20 protein-coding genes are annotated in these 19,719 nt (G+C 51.1%); 14 read left to right on the top strand and 6 right to left on the bottom strand.

All coding sequences use genetic code 11. The annotated features are described in order from the left end of the window. Window positions 1-117: 117 nt before the first annotated feature. From ydiJ to OGV94_RS09725, 3 genes are all read left to right on the top strand, one after another. Window positions 118-3,174: a D-2-hydroxyglutarate dehydrogenase YdiJ gene (gene ydiJ / locus OGV94_RS09715; RefSeq protein ID WP_087050639.1), complete on the top strand. Its 3,057-nt coding sequence runs from the start codon at window positions 118-120 to the stop codon at window positions 3,172-3,174. Further along, window positions 3,171-3,581, top strand: coding sequence for a 1,4-dihydroxy-2-naphthoyl-CoA hydrolase (menI, locus tag OGV94_RS09720; protein WP_016152900.1), 411 nt, complete (start codon window positions 3,171-3,173; stop codon window positions 3,579-3,581). The genes ydiJ and menI overlap by 4 nt, the downstream gene beginning before the upstream one ends. A gap of 76 nt (window positions 3,582-3,657) precedes the next feature. After that, window positions 3,658-3,846, top strand: a complete 189-nt coding sequence (locus OGV94_RS09725) for a YdiH family protein (RefSeq protein ID WP_003030540.1) — start codon at window positions 3,658-3,660, stop codon at window positions 3,844-3,846. Window positions 3,847-3,913: 67 nt separating this feature from the next. Here the strand turns inward: OGV94_RS09725 and OGV94_RS09730 are convergent, their stop codons facing one another. Then, a complete protein-coding gene (locus OGV94_RS09730; protein ID WP_075146082.1) occupies window positions 3,914-4,765 on the bottom strand; it encodes a Vmh family MBL fold metallo-hydrolase in 852 nt (283 codons plus the stop codon). A 122-nt stretch (window positions 4,766-4,887) separates the two neighbouring features. On the opposite strand from OGV94_RS09730, the gene OGV94_RS09735 reads away from it, so the two are divergent. Then, entirely contained in the window at window positions 4,888-5,763 is an 876-nt protein-coding gene (locus tag OGV94_RS09735) for a LysR family transcriptional regulator (protein WP_043016564.1), read from the top strand. 484 nt (window positions 5,764-6,247) lie between these two features. On the opposite strand, the gene OGV94_RS09740 is transcribed toward OGV94_RS09735, so the two are convergent. Both OGV94_RS09740 and OGV94_RS09745 read right to left on the bottom strand, forming a co-directional pair. After that, entirely contained in the window at window positions 6,248-6,727 is a 480-nt protein-coding gene (locus tag OGV94_RS09740) for a DUF2778 domain-containing protein (RefSeq protein ID WP_043016562.1), read from the bottom strand. Continuing rightward, window positions 6,724-7,206, bottom strand: coding sequence for an Hcp family type VI secretion system effector (locus OGV94_RS09745; RefSeq protein ID WP_043016561.1), 483 nt, complete (start codon window positions 7,204-7,206; stop codon window positions 6,724-6,726). Before OGV94_RS09745 ends, OGV94_RS09740 begins: the two co-directional genes overlap by 4 nt. A 726-nt stretch (window positions 7,207-7,932) precedes the next feature. On the opposite strand from OGV94_RS09745, the gene sufA reads away from it, so the two are divergent. The 7 genes from sufA (at window position 7,933) to ldtE (ending at window position 14,581) form a co-directional block, all read left to right on the top strand. Next, a complete protein-coding gene (sufA, locus tag OGV94_RS09750; RefSeq protein WP_043016560.1) occupies window positions 7,933-8,301 on the top strand; it encodes a Fe-S cluster assembly scaffold SufA in 369 nt (122 codons plus the stop codon). 8 nt (window positions 8,302-8,309) lie between these two features. Next, window positions 8,310-9,797, top strand: coding sequence for a Fe-S cluster assembly protein SufB (gene sufB / locus OGV94_RS09755; protein ID WP_043016559.1), 1,488 nt, complete (start codon window positions 8,310-8,312; stop codon window positions 9,795-9,797). A 17-nt stretch (window positions 9,798-9,814) separates the two neighbouring features. Beyond that, a complete protein-coding gene (sufC, locus tag OGV94_RS09760) occupies window positions 9,815-10,561 on the top strand; it encodes a Fe-S cluster assembly ATPase SufC (protein WP_080625103.1) in 747 nt (248 codons plus the stop codon). Continuing rightward, the gene (sufD, locus tag OGV94_RS09765; RefSeq protein ID WP_286523213.1) at window positions 10,536-11,807 is read left to right on the top strand and encodes a Fe-S cluster assembly protein SufD; all 1,272 of its coding nucleotides are present in this window, start codon (window positions 10,536-10,538) and stop codon (window positions 11,805-11,807) included. Before sufC ends, sufD begins: the two co-directional genes overlap by 26 nt. Then, window positions 11,804-13,024: a cysteine desulfurase SufS gene (gene sufS, locus OGV94_RS09770; RefSeq protein WP_043016556.1), complete on the top strand. Its 1,221-nt coding sequence runs from the start codon at window positions 11,804-11,806 to the stop codon at window positions 13,022-13,024. Before sufD ends, sufS begins: the two co-directional genes overlap by 4 nt. Window positions 13,025-13,036: 12 nt before the next feature. Then, on the top strand, window positions 13,037-13,453 hold the full coding sequence (gene sufE / locus OGV94_RS09775; protein WP_047411626.1) for a cysteine desulfuration protein SufE: 417 nt from the start codon (window positions 13,037-13,039) through the stop codon (window positions 13,451-13,453). Between the two features lie 123 nt (window positions 13,454-13,576). After that, window positions 13,577-14,581, top strand: a complete 1,005-nt coding sequence (ldtE, locus tag OGV94_RS09780; RefSeq protein WP_047411623.1) for a L,D-transpeptidase LdtE — start codon at window positions 13,577-13,579, stop codon at window positions 14,579-14,581. A 67-nt stretch (window positions 14,582-14,648) separates the two neighbouring features. Here the strand turns inward: ldtE and lpp are convergent, their stop codons facing one another. From lpp to ynhH, 3 genes are all read right to left on the bottom strand, one after another. After that, the gene (lpp, locus tag OGV94_RS09785) at window positions 14,649-14,885 is read right to left on the bottom strand and encodes a murein lipoprotein Lpp (RefSeq protein WP_003029373.1); all 237 of its coding nucleotides are present in this window, start codon (window positions 14,883-14,885) and stop codon (window positions 14,649-14,651) included. Between the two features lie 309 nt (window positions 14,886-15,194). Next, window positions 15,195-16,607 (bottom strand): pyruvate kinase PykF, encoded by a 1,413-nt coding sequence (gene pykF / locus OGV94_RS09790; RefSeq protein WP_003029366.1) that lies wholly within the window; start codon window positions 16,605-16,607, stop codon window positions 15,195-15,197. 7 nt (window positions 16,608-16,614) lie between these two features. Further along, window positions 16,615-16,809 carry a protein YnhH gene (gene ynhH, locus OGV94_RS09795; RefSeq protein ID WP_242637968.1) on the bottom strand — a complete coding sequence of 65 codons (195 nt, stop codon included), beginning with the start codon at window positions 16,807-16,809 and terminating at the stop codon, window positions 16,615-16,617. A gap of 376 nt (window positions 16,810-17,185) precedes the next feature. Here ynhH and OGV94_RS09800 point away from each other — a divergent pair, with 376 nt between their 5' ends. Genes OGV94_RS09800 through OGV94_RS09810 form a run of 3 tightly spaced genes read left to right on the top strand, consistent with a single transcriptional unit; the run spans window position 17,186 to window position 19,703 of the window. Then, window positions 17,186-18,208, top strand: coding sequence for a methionine ABC transporter ATP-binding protein (locus OGV94_RS09800; protein WP_087050633.1), 1,023 nt, complete (start codon window positions 17,186-17,188; stop codon window positions 18,206-18,208). Beyond that, the gene (locus OGV94_RS09805; RefSeq protein ID WP_047411615.1) at window positions 18,201-18,869 is read left to right on the top strand and encodes a methionine ABC transporter permease; all 669 of its coding nucleotides are present in this window, start codon (window positions 18,201-18,203) and stop codon (window positions 18,867-18,869) included. The genes OGV94_RS09800 and OGV94_RS09805 overlap by 8 nt, the downstream gene beginning before the upstream one ends. A 21-nt stretch (window positions 18,870-18,890) precedes the next feature. Beyond that, complete coding sequence (locus OGV94_RS09810; RefSeq protein WP_047411612.1) at window positions 18,891-19,703, top strand: MetQ/NlpA family ABC transporter substrate-binding protein; 813 nt, start codon at window positions 18,891-18,893, stop codon at window positions 19,701-19,703. Window positions 19,704-19,719: the final 16 nt, after the last annotated feature.

Raw genomic sequence — 19,719 nt, forward strand, 5'->3', positions numbered from 1 at the left:
CAGGCGGATTCTGCCTGTAAATCTGCTGAGCGTATTAGAAAAAAATGTGATACAACAAACAAAGCAACACGCAAACGATTAAATTCACAACACAGACCGCAGGAAAGGGTCACTATAATGATTCCACAAATTTCTCAGGCGCCAGGTGTCGTTCAACTGGTGCTCAATTTTTTGCAGGCGCTGGAGCAGCAAGGATTTACGGGCGATACGGCAACGAGCTATGCCGATCGCCTGACAATGTCGACGGATAACAGTATTTATCAGCTGCTTCCTGATGCTGTTGTTTTCCCGCGTTCAACCGCAGATGTGGCGCTGATCGCCCGTCTGGCGGCGGAACCTCTTTTCTCTTCGCTGATTTTTACCCCGCGCGGCGGCGGCACCGGGACCAACGGTCAGGCGCTGAATCAGGGCATTATTGTTGATATGTCCCGCTATATGAGCCGCATTATAGAAATCAATGTGCAGGAAGGCTGGGTGCGGGTCGAAGCCGGGGTGATTAAAGACCAGCTCAACCAGTTTCTGAAACCTTACGGCTATTTCTTTGCTCCCGAATTATCCACCAGTAACCGGGCAACGTTGGGGGGGATGATCAATACCGACGCATCCGGACAAGGTTCGTTGGTTTACGGTAAAACCTCCGATCACGTGCTGGGTATCCGCGCGGTGCTGATGGGCGGCGATATTCTTGATACTCAGCCAATGCCGGTCGAACTTGCCCAAACGCTGGGTAACAGCAATACCACTATTGGCCGCATCTACAAGACGGTTTATGAGCGTTGCCGCGATAACCGACAGTTGATCATTGATAAATTCCCCAAACTTAATCGCTTCCTGACCGGTTACGATCTACGGCACGTCTTTAACGATGAGATGACCGAATTTGATTTAACCCGCATTCTTACCGGCTCTGAAGGTACGCTGGCGTTTATCACCGAAGCCCGTCTGGACATCACGCCGCTGCCCAAAGTCAGACAACTGGTTAACGTTAAGTACGACTCTTTCGACTCGGCGTTGCGTAATGCCCCGGTGATGGTGGAAGCTCGCGCGCTGTCGGTAGAAACCGTCGACTCTAAAGTGCTTAATCTGGCGCGGGAAGATATCGTCTGGCACTCGGTAAGTGAATTGATTACCGATGTTCCTGATAAAGAGATGCTGGGTCTGAACATTGTGGAGTTTGCTGGTGACGACGAAGCATTGATTGATTCGCAGGTCAGCGCACTGTGTGAACGTCTGGATGGCTTAATCGCTCGTCAGGAAGCGGGCGTCATTGGCTGGCAGCTATGTACCGAACTGGCGGGTGTAGAACGAATTTACGCTATGCGTAAAAAAGCCGTTGGTTTGCTGGGGAATGCTAAAGGTGCCGCGAAGCCGATCCCGTTTGCCGAGGATACGTGCGTCCCGCCTGAACATCTGGCTGACTATATTGCCGAGTTCCGCGCGCTGCTCGATAGCCATGGTCTCAGTTACGGCATGTTTGGTCACGTAGACGCAGGCGTGCTGCACGTCAGACCCGCGCTGGATATGTGCGACCCGCAGCAGGAAGTGCTGATGAAACGCATTTCTGACGATGTCGTCGCGTTGACGGCAAAATATGGCGGACTGCTTTGGGGCGAGCATGGAAAAGGTTTTCGTGCAGAATACAGCCCGGCGTTCTTCGGTGAGGAGCTGTATAGCGAACTGCGTAAAGTAAAATCGGTCTTTGATCCGCAAAACCGGCTGAATCCGGGGAAAATCTGTCCACCTGAAGGCGTAGATGCGCCGATGATGAAAGTGGACGCGGTGAAGCGCGGAACGTATGACCGTCAGATCCCGCTGGCCGTACGCCAGGAGTGGCGCGGGGCGATGGAGTGTAACGGTAACGGATTGTGCTTTAACTTCGATGCGAAAAGCCCCATGTGTCCGTCGATGAAAATTAGCCTCAACCGTATTCATTCACCGAAGGGGCGGGCCACGCTGGTGCGTGAATGGCTGCGTCTGCTGGCCGATCGCGGGATTGACCCGGTACAGCTGGAGAAAGAGCTACCGGAAAAACGCGCCAGTTTACGTACGCTGATTGCCCGTACCCGCAACAGCTGGCATGCGCGCAAGGGTGAATACGATTTCTCGCACGAAGTAAAAGAGGCAATGTCCGGCTGTCTGGCGTGTAAAGCCTGTTCCACACAGTGTCCGATTAAAATCGATGTCCCGGAATTCCGCTCGCGCTTCCTGCAAATGTACCACACGCGTTATCTGAGACCGTTGCGCGATCACATGGTGGCGACCGTTGAGAGTTATGCGCCGTTAATGGCGCGGGCGCCCAAAACGTTTAACTTTTTCATCAACCAGCCGCTGGTGCGGAATCTGGCTAAAAAGCACATCGGTATGGTCGATTTACCGCTGCTGTCTGCGCCATCGCTTCAACGTCAGATGGTTGGTCATCGTTCTGCCAATATGACGCTGGAACAGCTCGAGTTGCTCAGCATTGAGCAAAAAGCCCGTACGGTGCTGGTGGTGCAGGACCCGTTCACCAGCTATTACGATGCGCAGGTGGTGGCTGATTTTATACGCCTGGTTGAAAAGTTGGGTCTGCAGCCGGTATTGCTGCCTTTCTCGCCAAACGGCAAAGCTCAGCATATTAAGGGCTTTTTAAACCGTTTTGCCAAAACAGCGAAAAAGACATCCGAGTTTCTCAACCGGGTGGCGAAGCTGAACATTCCGATGGTGGGGGTCGATCCGGCGCTGGTGCTCTGTTATCGCGATGAATACAAGCTGGCGCTCGGGGAACAGCGGGGTGATTTCCATGTGCTGCTGGCTAACGAATGGTTATCGACAGTCCTGGAGTCACAGCCGGCAGTCACAATCGGCGGCGAACCGTGGTACTTCTTTGGACACTGTACTGAGGTGACGGCCCTGCCGGGCGCGCCTGCGCAGTGGGCGGCTATCTTTGCGCGCTTTGGCGCCAGACTGGAGAACGTCAGCGTGGGTTGCTGTGGAATGGCGGGCACTTATGGTCACGAAGTGAAGAATCATCAGAATTCACTGGGGATCTATGAGCTATCATGGCACCAGGCAATGCAACGATTGCCGCGTAACCGTTGCCTGGCTACTGGATACTCCTGTCGCAGCCAGGTCAAACGCGTTGAAGGCACGGGCGTTCGCCATCCATTACAGGCACTGCTGGAGATTATAGGATGATCTGGAAACGTGAAGTTACACTCGAGGCACTCAATGCTATGGGTGAAGGAAACATGGTGGGGCTGCTCGATATTCGTTTTGTGCACATTGGCGATGATACGCTGGAAGCCACGATGCCGGTGGATCACCGTACCAAACAACCTTTTGGTTTGCTGCACGGCGGCGCGTCCGTAGTGCTGGCGGAAAGTATCGGTTCGGTGGCTGGCTACCTGTGTACCCAGGGGGAACAGAAAGTCGTGGGCCTGGAGGTTAACGCCAACCATATTCGCTCCGCGCGGGAAGGGCGCGTCAGAGGGGTATGTCGCGCGGTACATACCGGCTCTCGTCATCAGGTGTGGCAAATCGAAATCTTCGATGAGCAGGGACGATTGTGCTGCACGTCGCGTCTGACAACCGCAATTTTGTGATGCATATTGCTTTTGGTCATTATCTGCACAGGGAATGTGTTATACTGTGCAGGTTTTGAACACAAGCGAGGATGATATGTCTACCCAATTAGACCCGGCCCAACTGGCAATAGAATTTTTACGTCGTGATAAAACCGATCTTTCACCGGCTCAGTACCTGAAAAGACTGAAACAACTTGAGCTGGAGTTTGCAGATCTGTTGGCGCTCTCTTCAACTGAATTGAAAGAAGAGATCTATTTTGCCTGGCGCATGGGCGTTCATTGATTCCGGTATGCTTATCGTAATAAAACCCCGACACGCGTTCGGGGTTATTTTTTGCCTTAGATCTTAATTACCACTTCATCTCACCGCTATTAACCTTCGCACTTAGCTCCAGAGAACTTGCGTCCGCAAGACCCGGCCATGCTGCGGTCATGGTTTTAATCACATAGTCTGAACCTTTCTTCGCCCCCAACGCCTGCTCAAACGACTGTAAATAGTCATGTGTGAAGCGAATGGCCTTATCGCCCGCAGGGCGTTCGCCAATGTAATGGCCCGGAACTACCTGAGTAGGCTGTAAATTCTGCATTTCGCTCAGTACGCTACGCCATGCGCTACGTTGTTCTGCAGATTGTGTATCCGCCGTCCAGACGTGAATCCCGGAAGCCACGCCGGTCCCGCCAATAATGGCACGGTTCGCCGGGATCCAGACATAGGCTGCATAATCGTCAGGATGACGCAGTTCCAGCGTTTCGCCATCAATCGTGAAATGCGTTTGCGTGGTCGCCTGTGGAACGGTGAGCGATGTTGGCGCGCCGTCCTTCATTTGAGGGCCCCAGAACTGCAGCTTAGCCTCTTTGGTGGCGCGGATATGGTCTACTACGTGCGGTGTTGCCAGAACTTTAACCTGCGGGAACGCGTTGACGATGGGCTGCAGACCGAAATAGAAATCCGGATCGCCGGAAGTGATCACGATAGCCTTCAGCGTTTTACCGCTGGCGCGAATCATCTGCACCAGTTGTTCGCCATCTTTGGTGCTGAACTGGGCGTCAAACAAAATCGCCTCTTTGGGGCCAGACACCAGCGTCGAAGAGACTGGGAAAATAGCCTTATCCTGCGGATTATAGACGTCGAGCTGTAGCGGTGCGGCAAAAGCTGAAGACGCAAACAGAGGTAATAACAGGGCCAGAGATTTAACTTTCATACCAGGTAACCTTATGCAGGGAATTGTCTTTTGATAGTCCCCGTATTTTAAGCATATTCGTATCTGTTAGAATTCCCTCATTAGGACATGCTGAGTTTCATAAAACGATCGGATGGGATGCAATGGACAGAGTGATGGCGGCAACGGTATTCAACCATATCTGTGATTTGGGCAGTCTGAGTGCCGCCGCGCGCGCATTGGGGTTGTCGCGCCCGATGGTCAGTCGATATCTCGACGAGATGGAGAAATGGGCGGGGACAAGGCTTATCCATCGTTCGTCGCGCCGTTTGACGATCACGCCAGCGGGTGAAGAGGCATTACTGAAAACACGTTCTCTGGCGCAACTTTCGCTGGATATTGGCGCCGCCAGCGCCGCACAAACGCCGTCCGGCACGTTACGTGTGGCCTGTGCACATTTTACTGCCTTGCATATCTTAGCGCCGGTTCTGCCCGCTTTTCTGGCGAGGTATCCGCAACTGCGTATCGAGGTGGAGATCAATAACCAACCGGTAAGCCTCGTGGGAGAACGTATCGATGTGGCGATCCGTATAACGGAAAACCCCGAGCCAGGGACTATCGCCCGTCGCCTTGGCGACTGTAAATCGGTGCTCTGTGCGTCTGTTGATTATCTGCATCAGCATGGCACTCCAGAGACTATCGATGATCTTACGCAGCATAATTGTCTCTACTACAGCGGTTTTGCTGGAAAATCCTGGCACTTTCTGGATGCCCAGGGCCAGGCTGTCTCTGCTGCAATCAGAGGTAATTTGAGCGCCGGGATCTCTTCGCTACTTTGTGAGTCGGCGTTGGCGGGAATAGGCGTTGCGTTGGTGCCTGAACTGGAGGCGCGGGAAGGGCTGGCACAGAGAAAACTGATTAGACTATTGCCCGAGCTTCAACCTAAATGCCTGCCGATATATGGTTTATACCTTTCTCGAGAGCATCAGCCAGCAGGGTTGCGCCTGTTGCTGGATGCGCTTAGTGAACCAGAGTGCTAACCGGGTGGCTAAACGTGCTTATAAAATAGTCAAACCGCCATTAGTGTTAAAAAAAACTGTTCAGTGTATGAGATTCTTCTTATCGCCCCTTCAAGAGCTAAGCCATCGTGAGTGCCGGAGATAAGCGCCGGATGGGGCCGGAACCCTTAAGCCTGCCAGCAAGCAGACTTAAGGGTTTTTTGTTGTTTGTCGTCGATACCGAAAACAGTAGGACGGAAGTCCTACTGTTAAGTAGGCATTTAATTTTTACATCTTTCCATTATCATTGACACGGATAATATAAAAATCCCGTTCAATAATAATGCGGCTATAAAAATAACAGTCATATGGGTATTGTCCCACGTATTTGGATCCATCTCTTTTATACTAGGGTAGATTAAATCAAATAATTTCTTTTCAGGTAAGTATCTAAATAACAGGAGGAAAAAACAAACCCAAGACATTGCAAATAAATACCAAGTGATGATTTTTTTGATATGCTTCATTAATACACCTGAACAGTGCCGTATGCACGAATGCTGGAGGTAACCAGTATTTGTGGAGTGTTTAAGAGAGCTTGTCTGAGTATGTTATAATGAGCTCTGCTGGGGAGCGTTATGCAACCATTACTGACACCCTTATACCCCGCTGGGTGCAATCTGAAATACCCCCGACTGACCTTACTATAGAACGTAACGTCATCTAATTTTTCATCCTCTCTGAATAATCCGAACCAGATATCGCGGTTTGAACCGCTAATCTCTGACGCAGTATAGTCTTTAATCGCGCTGAAAACCCCGCCTTTCGGACGTGAAACAATATAGTATTTACCAGGGGGAAGCGGACCTATATCCTTAATTGTTACCGAGTCAGGGTTATTTCTATGCTCACCATTGTTACCGGAATATGCAGGGAAGAAGCCAACACCAGGGCAGCTAAGATTCGATAGTTGTCCACCGTTTAAATGAAATGTACAACGAATCACCGCTCACTCCATGAATCAGAAAATATCAAGTTCCCGTCGCAGTGCTTCCAGGTTATTCGCTCATATCTAAGGGCAATGCTTTCAAGGTGATTATGTTTTTCAGTTGCTGCGTTTTTTACGTCGTGCATTAGGGGACAAATTGAAACCACCCTCACTGTTTCGAGTAGCATGTTGAAATATTCAACTTCCTGACCGGCGTCATTGATTTTGTACCATTTGAATTCAGCCTCCTTAAGGGTTTGCCCAGTGGCTACCGCTTTGTAAAGATATGGGCTGGAGCTATCGAACTCCTTTTCGAATACAAGTGCGCTATGCACTCGTGTCCCTGTTATTTTCCCTGTGTTGTTGTCGGTAGGGAGGTGCAGGCCATGACCAAAGCCCAAGATCTCAATGCTCCTCTCACGGTCGCGAACATCTACCGAGCCATTGATATTTGCTCCTCCATCATCTTTTAACCATAAATATGCAGGTATAGCCATTTCTACAATTCCATTTCATATAAGTAAGGAGACTTTAATAAACGACATATTGCATGAGAACACAAGGCAATTAATGCCATACATTTTCAATATATTTTATTTATATTTATGGGGGGAATGGAAAGCTTGAATTTAATATGAGCAGTAATAATAAATATATAAAAATTATTGATATTTTTTGGGGGGCATATAGCTTAATTTTGATGTTGAGAAGAACTTTGTTACGCTATCAAGTAGGAACCTAAAAGTAGCCGCACAAACAGTAACGTGGGTTATGTCTGGAAGGCGATGTGGTGTTTTTTATAAATCACCTCCACAGGAAGCATGAAAAATGGTGCAGCTCGTGAAGAAAAATCGCGCTGAGGGCTCAATTTTGGACGTTAAATAGTCCGTCCTTATCTATCACGAGAAAATACTAAGTTTCTGATTATAAAATAATCGCATGATTTAATTAAATTATCAAAACCTATCCCTTAAATAGACATTATCTATACATCTTTTAATATTTGACCTGCCTGAACGATTGGATTTTTATAATCCATTGTTAATCAATGTATTGAACAAAAAATTCCATCCCTGTAAACCCACGCTGCAGGGTCTATGCTTAGTAAAAGTAGTCAAAAAGGGCGATTAACCCGAATGCCCCTGCTGTTGAGGGGTTGAAGTGATAATCATTATCACTAACATGGTGTTATAGCTTCAAAGCTAGTGACTCGAGGTAACTCTATGGAATTGCATTCAGGAACATTTAACCCGGACGATTTTGCCTGGCGTGGACTGACGTTAACGCCAGCGGCTGCGGCGCATATCCGCGAGCTGGTAGCAAAGCAACCCGACATGTTGGGCGTGCGTTTAGGCGTGAAGCAAACGGGATGTGCGGGATTCGGCTACGTGCTGGACACCGTCCGCGAGGTCCAAAAAGACGATCTGTTGTTTGAAACGGATGGCGCCAGACTTTATGTGCCGTTACAGGCGATGCCGTTTATCGACGGTACAGAGGTCGATTTCGTTCGCGAAGGATTAAATCAGTTATTTAAATTTCATAACCCGAAAGCCCAGAACGAATGCGGCTGTGGCGAAAGTTTTGGGGTATAGGCGGTACTATGTCTCGTAATACTGAAGCAACTGACGATGTCAACACCTGGGCTGGCGGGCACCTTAATTATAAAGAGGGCTTCTTCACCCAACTGCAAACTGATGAGCTGGCGAAAGGGATCAACGAAGATGTCGTGCGTGCGATTTCGGCAAAACGAAATGAACCCGACTGGATGCTGGAATTTCGCCTGAATGCCTTTAACGCATGGCTCTCCATGGAAGAGCCGCACTGGCTGAAAGCGCATTACGACAAACTGAATTACCAGGAGTATAGCTATTACTCCGCGCCGTCCTGCGGCAATTGCGATGAAACCTGCGCATCTGAGCCGGGAGCGGTACAGCAAACGGGGGCGAATGCGTTTTTAAGCAAAGAGGTTGAGGACGCATTTGAACAGCTTGGCGTGCCGGTCCGCGAAGGCAAAGAGGTGGCGGTTGATGCCATTTTTGACTCGGTGTCGGTAGCGACCACCTATCGTGACAAACTGGCGGAACAGGGCATTATTTTCTGTTCGTTTGGTGAGGCGATTCACGATCACCCTGAGCTGGTAAAACAGTATCTGGGCACGGTCGTACCAGGTAATGACAATTTCTTTGCCGCGCTGAATGCGGCGGTGGCATCCGACGGTACGTTTATCTATGTACCGAAAGGTGTGCGTTGCCCAATGGAACTGTCGACCTATTTCCGTATCAATGCGGAAAAAACCGGGCAGTTTGAACGCACCATTCTGGTTGCGGATGAGGGCAGCTACGTCAGCTATATCGAAGGCTGTTCAGCCCCGGTGCGTGACAGCTACCAACTGCATGCCGCGGTGGTGGAAGTCATCATCCACAAAGATGCCGAAGTGAAATACTCGACGGTACAAAACTGGTTCCCTGGCGATGGTAACACCGGCGGCATTTTAAACTTCGTTACCAAGCGCGCTCTGTGCGAAGGTGAAAACAGCAAAATGTCGTGGACGCAGTCGGAAACCGGCTCAGCCATTACGTGGAAATACCCAAGCTGCATTCTGCGTGGCGACAACTCTATCGGCGAATTCTATTCCGTTGCGCTAACCAGTGGTCACCAGCAGGCCGATACCGGCACCAAGATGATCCACATCGGCAAGAACACCAAATCGACCATTATCTCGAAAGGGATCTCCGCCGGACACAGCCAGAACAGCTATCGCGGTTTGGTGAAGATCATGCCGACCGCCACCAATGCCCGCAACTATACCCAATGCGATTCGATGCTGATCGGCGCGGATTGTGGGGCGCACACCTTCCCGTATGTCGAGTGTCGTAACAATAGCGCCCAGCTTGAGCACGAAGCCACAACGTCGCGTATTGGTGAAGACCAGCTGTTTTACTGCCTGCAGCGCGGCATCAGCGAAGAGGATGCCATTTCGATGATCGTGAATGGTTTCTGTAAAGACGTGTTCTCTGAACTGCCGCTGGAATTTGCCGTGGAAGCGCAAAAACTGCTCGCCATAAGCCTTGAACACAGCGTCGGTTAAAAATTTAAGGAAAGCACATGCTAAGCATCAAAGATTTACAGGTCAGTGTGGAAGATAAGGCGATCCTGCGTGGTCTCAGCCTTGAGATTCGCCCCGGAGAAGTCCACGCCATTATGGGACCGAACGGTTCCGGGAAAAGTACGCTTTCCGCCACGCTGGCCGGACGTGATGACTACGAAGTCACCGGCGGGACGGTAGAATTCAACGGTAAAGATTTACTGGAACTGTCACCGGAAGACCGGGCCGGTGAAGGGATCTTTATGGCATTTCAGTATCCGGTGGAAATCCCCGGGGTCAGTAATCAGTTTTTCCTGCAAACGGCGCTGAATGCGGTGCGCAGCTACCGTGGCGAGGAGTCGCTGGACAGGTTTGACTTCCAGGATCTGATGGAAGAGAAAATCGCGTTGTTGAAGATGCCGGAAGATCTGCTGACCCGTTCGGTAAACGTCGGTTTCTCCGGCGGCGAGAAAAAGCGTAATGACATTTTGCAAATGGCGGTACTGGAGCCTCAACTGTGCATTCTTGATGAGTCGGACTCCGGGCTGGATATCGACGCGCTGAAAATCGTCGCCGATGGCGTGAACTCGCTGCGCGATGGGCAACGTTCATTCATTATCGTCACCCACTATCAGCGCATCCTGGACTATATCAAACCCGATTATGTTCACGTTCTCTACCAGGGGCGAATTGTGAAGTCTGGCGATTTCTCGCTGGTCAAACAACTGGAGGAGCAAGGTTATGGCTGGCTTAGCGAACAGCAGTAACGTGCTGCAACAGTGGCATCATCTGTTTGAGACGCAAGGGGAGACGCGCTCGCATCATGCCCAGCAGCATCTGCAACAGATGCTACGTCTGGGACTGCCAACGCGTAAGCATGAGGACTGGAAATACACGCCGCTGGAGGGATTAACCAACAGCCAGTTTGTCAGCCATGTCGCTGAAATAACGTCAGCCCAGTGTGAAGCGTTAGCGCCGGCTATTGATGCTGTCCGACTGGTGTTTGTCGACGGGCAATTCTCTCCGACGCTCAGCGACAGCGCGGAGGGTAGCGGTTTTGAGATTGTCGTTGACGATGTGCGCCAGACGCTGCCTGCGGCTGTACAACCGGAAGTTTTTCTGCACCTGACGGAAAGCCTGTCCCGCAGCGTAACGCACATTCAGGTGAAGCGTAACCAGCGCCCCGCGAAACCGTTGCTGCTGCTGCACATTACTCAGGGACTGACGGGCGATGAGGTGAACACAGCGCACTACCGCCACCATCTGGAGCTGGCGGAAGGCGCTGAAGCCACCGTCATTGAATACTATGTAAGCCTAAGCGAGCTTCGCCATTTTACCGGTGCTCGTTTAACCATGAACGTCGCGGCGAATGCGCATTTGCGCCATATCAAACTGGCATTTGAGAATTCGCTCAGCCACCATTTCGCCCATAACGATATTCAATTGGGCGCAGATGCCACCGCCGCCAGCCACAGCTTTTTACTCGGTGCTGCGGTGTTGCGCCATAACACCAGCACCCAGCTTAATGGTGAAAACACCACGCTTCGGCTTAACAGCCTGGCGATGCCAGTGAAAAATGAAGTCTGCGATACCCGGACCTGGCTTGCGCATAACAAAGGATATTGCAACAGCCGCCAGCTGCATAAAACGATTGTCAGCGATAAGGGCCGGGCGGTATTTAATGGCCTGATCAACGTCGCCCAGCACGCTATTAAAACCGATGGTCAGATGACCAACAATAATTTGCTGCTCGGTAGACTGGCAGAAGTGGACACCAAGCCACAGCTGGAAATCTATGCCGACGACGTGAAATGCAGTCACGGAGCGACGGTAGGGCGGATTGACGATGAGCAGATGTTCTATCTGCGTTCACGCGGGATCGGCCAGCAGGATGCTCAACAAATGATTCTCTATGCGTTTGCCGCTGAGCTAACGGAAGCCCTGGGCGATGAAACGCTGAAACAATTGGTACTGGCGCGGATCGCCCAACGCTTGCCGGGAGGCGTAGCATGACATTTCCCATTGAAAAAGTGCGGGCCGATTTTCCGGTCCTGGCGCGTGAAGTGAACGGTTTACCGCTAGCCTATCTGGACAGCGCCGCCAGCGCGCAAAAGCCTAATCAGGTGATTGATGCCGAAGCCGAATTTTACCGTCATGGCTATGCAGCGGTCCACCGCGGGATCCATACGCTGAGCGCGCAGGCCACAGAAAAAATGGAGAATGTACGCAAGCTCGCCTCGCTGTTTATTAACGCCCGTTCAGCTGAAGAGCTGGTGTTCGTGCGTGGTACCACGGAAGGTATCAACCTGGTGGCGAACAGTTGGGGCAGCAGCAATGTGCGGGCGGGCGATAACATTATCATCAGCGAAATGGAGCATCACGCCAATATTGTACCCTGGCAGATGCTGTGTACCCGCGTAGGCGCAGAACTGCGCGTCATTCCACTCAATACAGACGGTACGTTGCAGCTGGAAACGCTACCGACGCTGTTTGACGATCGCACGCAACTGCTGGCGATTACCCACGTATCTAACGTGCTGGGCACGGAAAACCCGTTGGGTGAGATGATTGAGCTGGCGCATCAATACGGCGCAAAAGTGCTGGTGGATGGCGCACAGGCGGTTATGCATCATCAGGTGGATGTGCAGGCGCTGGATTGCGACTTCTATGTTTTCTCCGGACACAAGCTTTACGGGCCAACCGGTATTGGCGTTCTGTATGCCAGAGAGTCGCTGCTGCAGGAAATGCCACCCTGGGAAGGCGGTGGTTCGATGATTGCGACAGTAAGCCTGAGCCAGGGGACGACGTGGGCCAAAGCCCCCTGGCGGTTTGAAGCCGGAACGCCAAACACCGGGGGCATTATTGGGCTTGGCGCGGCGATTGAGTACGTTTCAGCGCTGGGGCTTACTGAAATCAGCGAATATGAACAGTTCATGATGCGCTATGCGCTGGAACAACTGGCGGAAGTGCCGGATTTGACGCTTTACGGTCCGGATAACCGCCTGGGGGTGATTGCGTTTAACCTCGGCAAACATCACGCCTATGACGTCGGGAGTTTTCTCGATAATTATGGGATCGCCGTGCGGACAGGGCATCACTGTGCTATGCCGCTGATGGCCTACTACAACGTTCCCGCGATGTGTCGTGCGTCGATCGCCATGTACAACACCCACGAAGAAGTGGATCGCCTGGTAACGGGTCTCAAGCGTATTCATCACTTACTGGGATAACAGGGAGGCGTTATGGCTGCGCTACCGGACAAAGAAAAGTTGTTGCGTAATTTTCTGCGTTGCGCGAATTGGGAAGAGAAATACCTGTACATTATTGAACTGGGTCAGCGTCTGCCGGCATTAAACGACGACGATCGTAATGCGGAAAATAGCATCCAGGGATGTCAAAGTCAGGTATGGATTGTTATGCGTCAGAATGGCGAAGGTATTATTGAATTACAGGGCGACAGCGATGCGGCAATTGTGAAAGGGCTTATCGCTGTGGTATTCATTCTGTATGACCGCATGACGGCTCAGGATATTGTGAACTTTGATGTGCGTCCGTGGTTTGAAAAAATGGCGCTCGCACAGCATCTCACACCGTCCCGGTCACAGGGGCTGGAGGCGATGATTCGGGCGATTCGCGCCAAAGCTGCAACTCTTAGCTAAACTGATAAAACACGTCAACTTTCAGACCGTCTTGAAAGCGTTCGTGTAGGGCAACGCAGTGACTCGTAGGCCGGATCGGGCGCTTGTCGCCGTCCGGCAAGAACGCCAGGGGGGTGAGTGAGTATGAAACGCGCGTCTGTTATTACGTTAATGCTAATCGGCGCTTACAGCGCTATTCAGGCCGCATGGGCGGTCGATTATCCTTTGCCCCAGGCGAACAGCCGTCTTGTTGGGCAAAACCAAACCTACACCGTGCAGGAAGGCGATAAAAACCTCCAGGCGATAGCCCGTAAGTTTGATACCGCCGCAATGCTGATCCTTGAAGCCAACAATACCATTGCCCCCGTACCTAAACCTGGAACGCTGATTACTATTCCCTCGCAATTACTGCTGCCGGATGCGCCACGCGAAGGCATTATTGTGAATCTGGCGGAATTACGTCTGTATTACTTCCCGCCGGGAGAGAATATTGTTCAGGTATTCCCGATTGGTATCGGTTTGCAGGGGCTGGAAACGCCGGTAATGGAAACCCGGGTTGGGCAGAAAATCCCCAATCCGACCTGGACCCCTACAGCAGGCATCCGTAAACGCTCTCTGGAGCGCGGCATCACCTTACCGCCGGTAGTACCCGCCGGGCCAAATAACCCGTTAGGACGCTTTGCACTGCGTCTGGCGCATGGAAACGGTGAATACCTGATCCATGGCACCAGCGCGCCGGACAGCGTGGGCCTGCGCGTGAGTTCTGGTTGTATTCGTATGAACGCGCCGGATATCAAAGCACTGTTTGCCCAGGTCCGTACAGGTACGCCGGTCAGGGTGATTAATGAGCCGATAAAATATTCGATTGAGCCGAACGGCATGCGGTATGTCGAGGTGCACCGACCGCTGTCGCCGGAAGAGGAGCAAAACGTCCAGACCATGCCGTATGTGCTGCCAGCCGGTTTTACCCAGTTTAAAGACAGTAACGCCGTGGATAACAGCCTGGTGGAAAGAGCGTTGTACCGTCGCGCGGGCTATCCGGTCACCGTGACTGCCGGGCAAGCCTCGGTCGTTAACAATGGAGCGGAAGTGAAGTCTGCACAGAATGGCGCGCCGGGAGAGGGCGCAGAGGTGCGTATTACGCAATAACAGGGAAGGAAATTCGGGGCAAAAAAAATGGCGCACAATGTGCGCCATTTCTATTACACAGATACTATTACTTGCGGTATTTAGTAGCTGCGTTGTCCAGACGCTGGTTAGCGCGAGCTGCGTCATCTTTAGCAGCCTGAACGTCGGAACGCATTGCGTTCACGTCGTTGCTCAGCTGGTCAACTTTAGCGTTCAGAGTCTGAACGTCAGAAGACAGCTGATCGATTTTAGCGTTGCTGGAGCAACCTGCCAGCAGAGTAGAACCCAGGATTACCGCGCCCAGTACCAGTTTAGTACGATTCATTATTAATACCCTCTAGATTGAGTTAATCTCCATGTAGCGTTACAAGTATTACACAAAGTTTTTTATGTTGAGAATATTTTTTTGATGGGAATGCACTTATTTTTGATCGTTCGCTCAAAGAAGCATCGAATTGTGCAAAAACAGCTAAAAACCCGAGTGAAAACAGAAAGCTTCCATCGGATTCATCTTAGATAATCACGGATTAGATAGTGAAATCCGATTTGATTTTTTATTAATTGTGGCTATCGATAAAATAAAAAAAGCGCCACCAGGGCGCTTTTTTAAGCAAATTAATTCGTGTTGGAATTATTACAGTACGTGAACGGATGCGGTGTTAGTCGTGCCGCTCGGAACCAGTGCGCCGGAAACCATAACCACAACGTCACCTTTCTGAGCCAGACCGCTTTCCAGAGCGACTTCTTTACCCAGGCGATAGAAATCATCGGTAGAGCTAATTTCTTTAACCACTTGTGCAACAACGCCTTTGCTCAGCACCAGCTGACGCGCGGTCGTTTCGTTGGTGGTCAGCGCCAGGATGGTGGCATCCGGGAAGTATTTACGTACTGCGCGAGCAGATTTACCGCCCTGGGTAGCGACGACGATCAGCGGCGCGTCCAGTTTTTCTGCAGTTTCAACCGCGCCACGGCAAACGGCTTCGGTGATGCGAAGTTTGCGGCTGTCGTTATTGAAGTCCAGACGGCTGGTCATCACGCGGTCAGTACGCTCACAGATGGTCGCCATGATGGTGACGGCTTCCAGCGGGTATTTACCTTTTGCAGACTCGCCAGACAGCATTACTGCGTCGGTACCGTCGAGGATGGCGTTTGCTACGTCACCGGCTTCAGCGCGGGTAGGACGCGGGTTTTTGATCATGGAGTCCAGCATCTGGGTCGCAGTGATAACGACTTTACGTGCACGGATACATTTTTCGATGATCATCTTCTGCGCGAAGATAACTTCTTCTACCGGGATCTCAACGCCCATATCGCCACGCGCAACCATGATGCCGTCAGACGCTTCGAGGATTTCGTCGAAGTTGTTCAGGCCTTCCTGGTTTTCGATTTTGGAGATGATCTGGATGTTTTCGCCGCCGTGCGCTTTCAGGTGCTCACGGATTTCTACGACGTCAGAACGTTTACGGATAAAGGAGGCAGCAACGAAGTCAACGCCTTGCTCGCAACCGAAGATAAGGTCCTGTTTGTCTTTTTCAGCCAGGGCTGGCAGTGCGATGGAAACGCCCGGCAGGTTAACACCTTTGTTTTCGCCCAGGTCGCCGTTGTTCAGCACTTTACAGATAACTTTGTTACCTTCGATGGCGGTAACTTCCATGCCGATCAGACCATCGTCAACCAGAACGGTATTGCCGACGGACAGATCTTTAGTGAAGCCTTCATAAGTAACAGCAACGATTTCGTTGTTGCCTACGACAGATTTGTCGGTGGTGAACGTGAAGGTCTGGCCCGCTTTCAGGGAAACGTCGTTACCGCCTTCCAGTTTAATGGTACGGATTTCCGGACCTTTGGTGTCGAGCAGGATTGCGGCTTTCTTACCGGTTTTGCTCATGACGTTGCGCAAATTCTTGATGCGCTGACCGTGTTCTGCATAGTCGCCGTGGGAGAAGTTCAGACGCATGACGTTCATGCCCGCGTCCAGCATTTTGGTTAACATCTCTTCGGATTCGGTTTTCGGACCGATGGTGCAAACAATTTTCGTCTTTTTCATGACAGTCTTAGTCTTTAAGTTGAGAAGGATATGGAAATCTGGCTCCCGCCGCGCACGGACGGGAAGCTAAACCTGAGTTACGAAAGTTGTGATGCCTCGCTCTAAGGATAGGTGACATCGAAAGAGCGTGCAGAGGAATGTGTGCTTGTGTTTCAGCCCAACGGGATGGTGAGTTTTGTAGTCGTTGAGTTTTACAGGTCAATGTGCTGAAACCATTCAAGAGACAATTGGCGCGCATTATACGCTGAAAATTATCAAAAAGGAAAATGGAAACAGCGTTTCAAAACACATCTGTGCAGTTTTACAAAAATTATTCATTAATTTGTTCAGCTGTATGGATAAAGAAGCTGTTCGCAGCAGCGGTTTGTTGCGCAACAGGTCGTTATTGTCGTCCCACTGTCTGAATTTTTGGCATTTAACGCCGTCCAGGTAAGCATATTTCTAAAAGTTATATCAAATGCGTTTTAATTCATTTTAAAAGCCAATTCTACTGATTACACTCGTTTGGACATCCATACTGCTAAACAGCCAAAAGCGCTAGCAGAAGAACAATAAGCAGCAGCGGATACCCAAACGACATGATTGTCCTGAAAAATATTTCGAAAGTGTTTACGCCAGGCAGGCTTGCCATTACCGCTGTCGATAACGTCAACCTGACGGTTGAACAGGGACAGATTTACGGAATTATTGGTTACAGCGGGGCGGGGAAAAGCACCTTAATTCGTTTGCTCAATGGGCTGGAAAAACCGACCTCCGGCAGCGTAACGATCAACGGCCACGATATTTCTGCCGCCCGTGGGGAGTCATTACGCCAGGCGCGACTGAAAATCAGCATGGTGTTTCAGCATTTCAATTTACTGTGGTCACGAACCGTAAGCGAAAATATTGCGTTCTCAATGCAAATCGCCGGAGCGCCAAAAGCCTCTATTAAAGCGCGAGTTGCTGAACTGATTGCGCTGGTTGGGCTGAGCGGTCGTGAAAACGCGTATCCGTCCCAACTGAGCGGTGGGCAAAAGCAGCGGGTAGGAATTGCCCGTGCGTTGGCGAACAATCCGGACGTCCTGCTGTGTGACGAAGCCACCTCGGCGCTGGATCCGCAAACCACCGATCAGATCCTCGATTTACTGCTCGATATTAACCGCCGCTTCAAATTGACCATTGTGCTGATCACCCATGAAATGCACGTGGTACGCAAAATCTGCGATCGCGTGGCGGTAATGGAAAATGGCAAAGTTGTTGAGGAGGGCGACGTGCTCAGCGTCTTTACCCATCCGCAGCAGCCGATCACCCGACAGTTTGTGCGTCAGGTGAGCCAGTACACCGAGGAAAACGAATTTAATCCGCAGTTGGCAAGCGAGCTTGGCGGCGTAGTTATCAAGCTTACGTTCACCGGGCAGCGTACGCATCGGCCTGTGGTTGGCGAATTGACCCTGCGCTATGGCCTGCCGTTTAACATTTTACACGGCAAGATGACGCAAACTGCGCACGGTGTGTTTGGTCAGCTCTGGGTTCACGTTGTGGCCTCTGAAGAACAATTGAACAATATTTTGGCCGACCTGCGCCAGAGCGATATTGAAGGCGAGGTGATTCAACATGGCTGAAGAACTGTTTCCCCATCTGAAGTGGGAGCAACTGCTGGCGGCAACCCAGGAAACGCTCTATATGACAGCCCTTTCTGGTGCGGCGACCTTTGTACTGGGGATCGCACTTGGCCTGGCGCTGTTCCTGACCGCACGCGGCGGACTGTTTCACAATCGCGCGGTATATAGCGTTATTTCGCTGGTGGTGAATATCTTCCGTTCCATCCCGTTCATCATATTGATCGTGCTGCTGATCCCGTTCACCAAAGCGATGGTTGGCACCATTCTCGGTGCCAATGCCGCGTTGCCTGCGCTGATCGTGGGGGCCGCGCCGTTTTACGCGCGTCTGGTCGAAATTGCCCTGCGTGAAGTGGATAAAGGCGTTATTGAAGCGACGCGTTCGATGGGCGCACGGCTGAGCACGCTTATTTTTCGAGTTTTATTGCCGGAATCTTCTCCTGCTCTGGTGTCCGGGATCACCGTGACGCTGATTGCGCTGGTTAGCTACAGCGCGATGGCAGGGGTAATTGGCGCCGGTGGATTAGGGAATTTGGCTTATCTGGAAGGATTCCAGCGCAACCACAGCGACGTCACGCTGGTGGCGACGGTGACGATTTTGCTCATTGTCTTCATCATCCAGCTTTGCGGCGATGTGATCACCTCTCTGTTAGATAAACGCTAATAAAATACGGAAACCATTATCATGAAAAAATCACTGACGTTACTCGCCGCAGCAACCCTAAGCGCCCTGAGCTTTGCCTCCTGGGCTGATACTCTGACCGTTGGCGCATCTAACGTGCCGCATGCGGAGATCCTTGAGCAGGCTAAGCCGATTCTGGCGAAGCAGGGGATCGATTTAGAGATTAAACCGTTCCAGGATTACATTCTGCCGAACACCGCGCTGGCTGGCCGTGAGATTGACGCGAACTACTTCCAGCATATTCCGTACCTGAACAGCGTGATTAAAGACCATGCGGGTGATAAAACCTATGATTTCGTCAGCGCCGGAGCGATTCACATCGAGCCGATTGGTATCTATTCGAAAAAGGTAAAATCGCTTAAAGATCTGCCGGAAGGTGGCAAGATCATCATGCGCGATGCGGTATCTGAAGAAGGCCGTATTCTGTCGATTTTCGAAAAAGAGGGTGTGATCAAGCTGAAGCCGGGTGTGGATAAAGTGACCGCTCGCATTAGCGATATCGTCGAAAACCCGAAAAAACTGAAGTTCCTGCCTAACGTCGAAGCGGCGCTGTTACCGCAGATGTATAACAACGACGAAGGGGATGCGGTGGTGATTAACGCCAACTACGCGATCGATGCCGGGCTGGATCCGGTGAAAGATCCTATCGCCGTCGAAAGTGGTGAAAACAACCCGTATGCCAACATCATTACCGTGCATCGTGGCGACGAGAAGAAAAAGGATATCGTGGCGCTGGTTGATGTCCTGCATTCAAAAGAGATCCAGGACTGGATCCGCACCAAATATAAAGGCGCGGTGATCCCGGTAAATAACTAATTTGCTTTTTGCCGGA

Source organism: Citrobacter sp. Ce006 (assembly GCF_030336535.1).
Taxonomy (GTDB): domain Bacteria; phylum Pseudomonadota; class Gammaproteobacteria; order Enterobacterales; family Enterobacteriaceae; genus Citrobacter; species Citrobacter europaeus.

Coding starts and splice junctions, on each gene's coding strand:
- ydiJ (WP_087050639.1), top strand. CDS start 118: ATGATTCCACAAATTTCTCAGGCGCCAGGTGTCGTTCAACTGGTGCTC.
- menI (WP_016152900.1), top strand. CDS start 3,171: ATGATCTGGAAACGTGAAGTTACACTCGAGGCACTCAATGCTATGGGT.
- OGV94_RS09725 (WP_003030540.1), top strand. CDS start 3,658: ATGTCTACCCAATTAGACCCGGCCCAACTGGCAATAGAATTTTTACGT.
- OGV94_RS09730 (WP_075146082.1), bottom strand. CDS start 4,765: ATGAAAGTTAAATCTCTGGCCCTGTTATTACCTCTGTTTGCGTCTTCA.
- OGV94_RS09735 (WP_043016564.1), top strand. CDS start 4,888: ATGGACAGAGTGATGGCGGCAACGGTATTCAACCATATCTGTGATTTG.
- OGV94_RS09745 (WP_043016561.1), bottom strand. CDS start 7,206: ATGGCTATACCTGCATATTTATGGTTAAAAGATGATGGAGGAGCAAAT.
- sufA (WP_043016560.1), top strand. CDS start 7,933: ATGGAATTGCATTCAGGAACATTTAACCCGGACGATTTTGCCTGGCGT.
- sufB (WP_043016559.1), top strand. CDS start 8,310: ATGTCTCGTAATACTGAAGCAACTGACGATGTCAACACCTGGGCTGGC.
- sufC (WP_080625103.1), top strand. CDS start 9,815: ATGCTAAGCATCAAAGATTTACAGGTCAGTGTGGAAGATAAGGCGATC.
- sufD (WP_286523213.1), top strand. CDS start 10,536: ATGGCTGGCTTAGCGAACAGCAGTAACGTGCTGCAACAGTGGCATCAT.
- sufS (WP_043016556.1), top strand. CDS start 11,804: ATGACATTTCCCATTGAAAAAGTGCGGGCCGATTTTCCGGTCCTGGCG.
- sufE (WP_047411626.1), top strand. CDS start 13,037: ATGGCTGCGCTACCGGACAAAGAAAAGTTGTTGCGTAATTTTCTGCGT.
- ldtE (WP_047411623.1), top strand. CDS start 13,577: ATGAAACGCGCGTCTGTTATTACGTTAATGCTAATCGGCGCTTACAGC.
- lpp (WP_003029373.1), bottom strand. CDS start 14,885: ATGAATCGTACTAAACTGGTACTGGGCGCGGTAATCCTGGGTTCTACT.
- pykF (WP_003029366.1), bottom strand. CDS start 16,607: ATGAAAAAGACGAAAATTGTTTGCACCATCGGTCCGAAAACCGAATCC.
- OGV94_RS09800 (WP_087050633.1), top strand. CDS start 17,186: ATGATTGTCCTGAAAAATATTTCGAAAGTGTTTACGCCAGGCAGGCTT.
- OGV94_RS09805 (WP_047411615.1), top strand. CDS start 18,201: ATGGCTGAAGAACTGTTTCCCCATCTGAAGTGGGAGCAACTGCTGGCG.
- OGV94_RS09810 (WP_047411612.1), top strand. CDS start 18,891: ATGAAAAAATCACTGACGTTACTCGCCGCAGCAACCCTAAGCGCCCTG.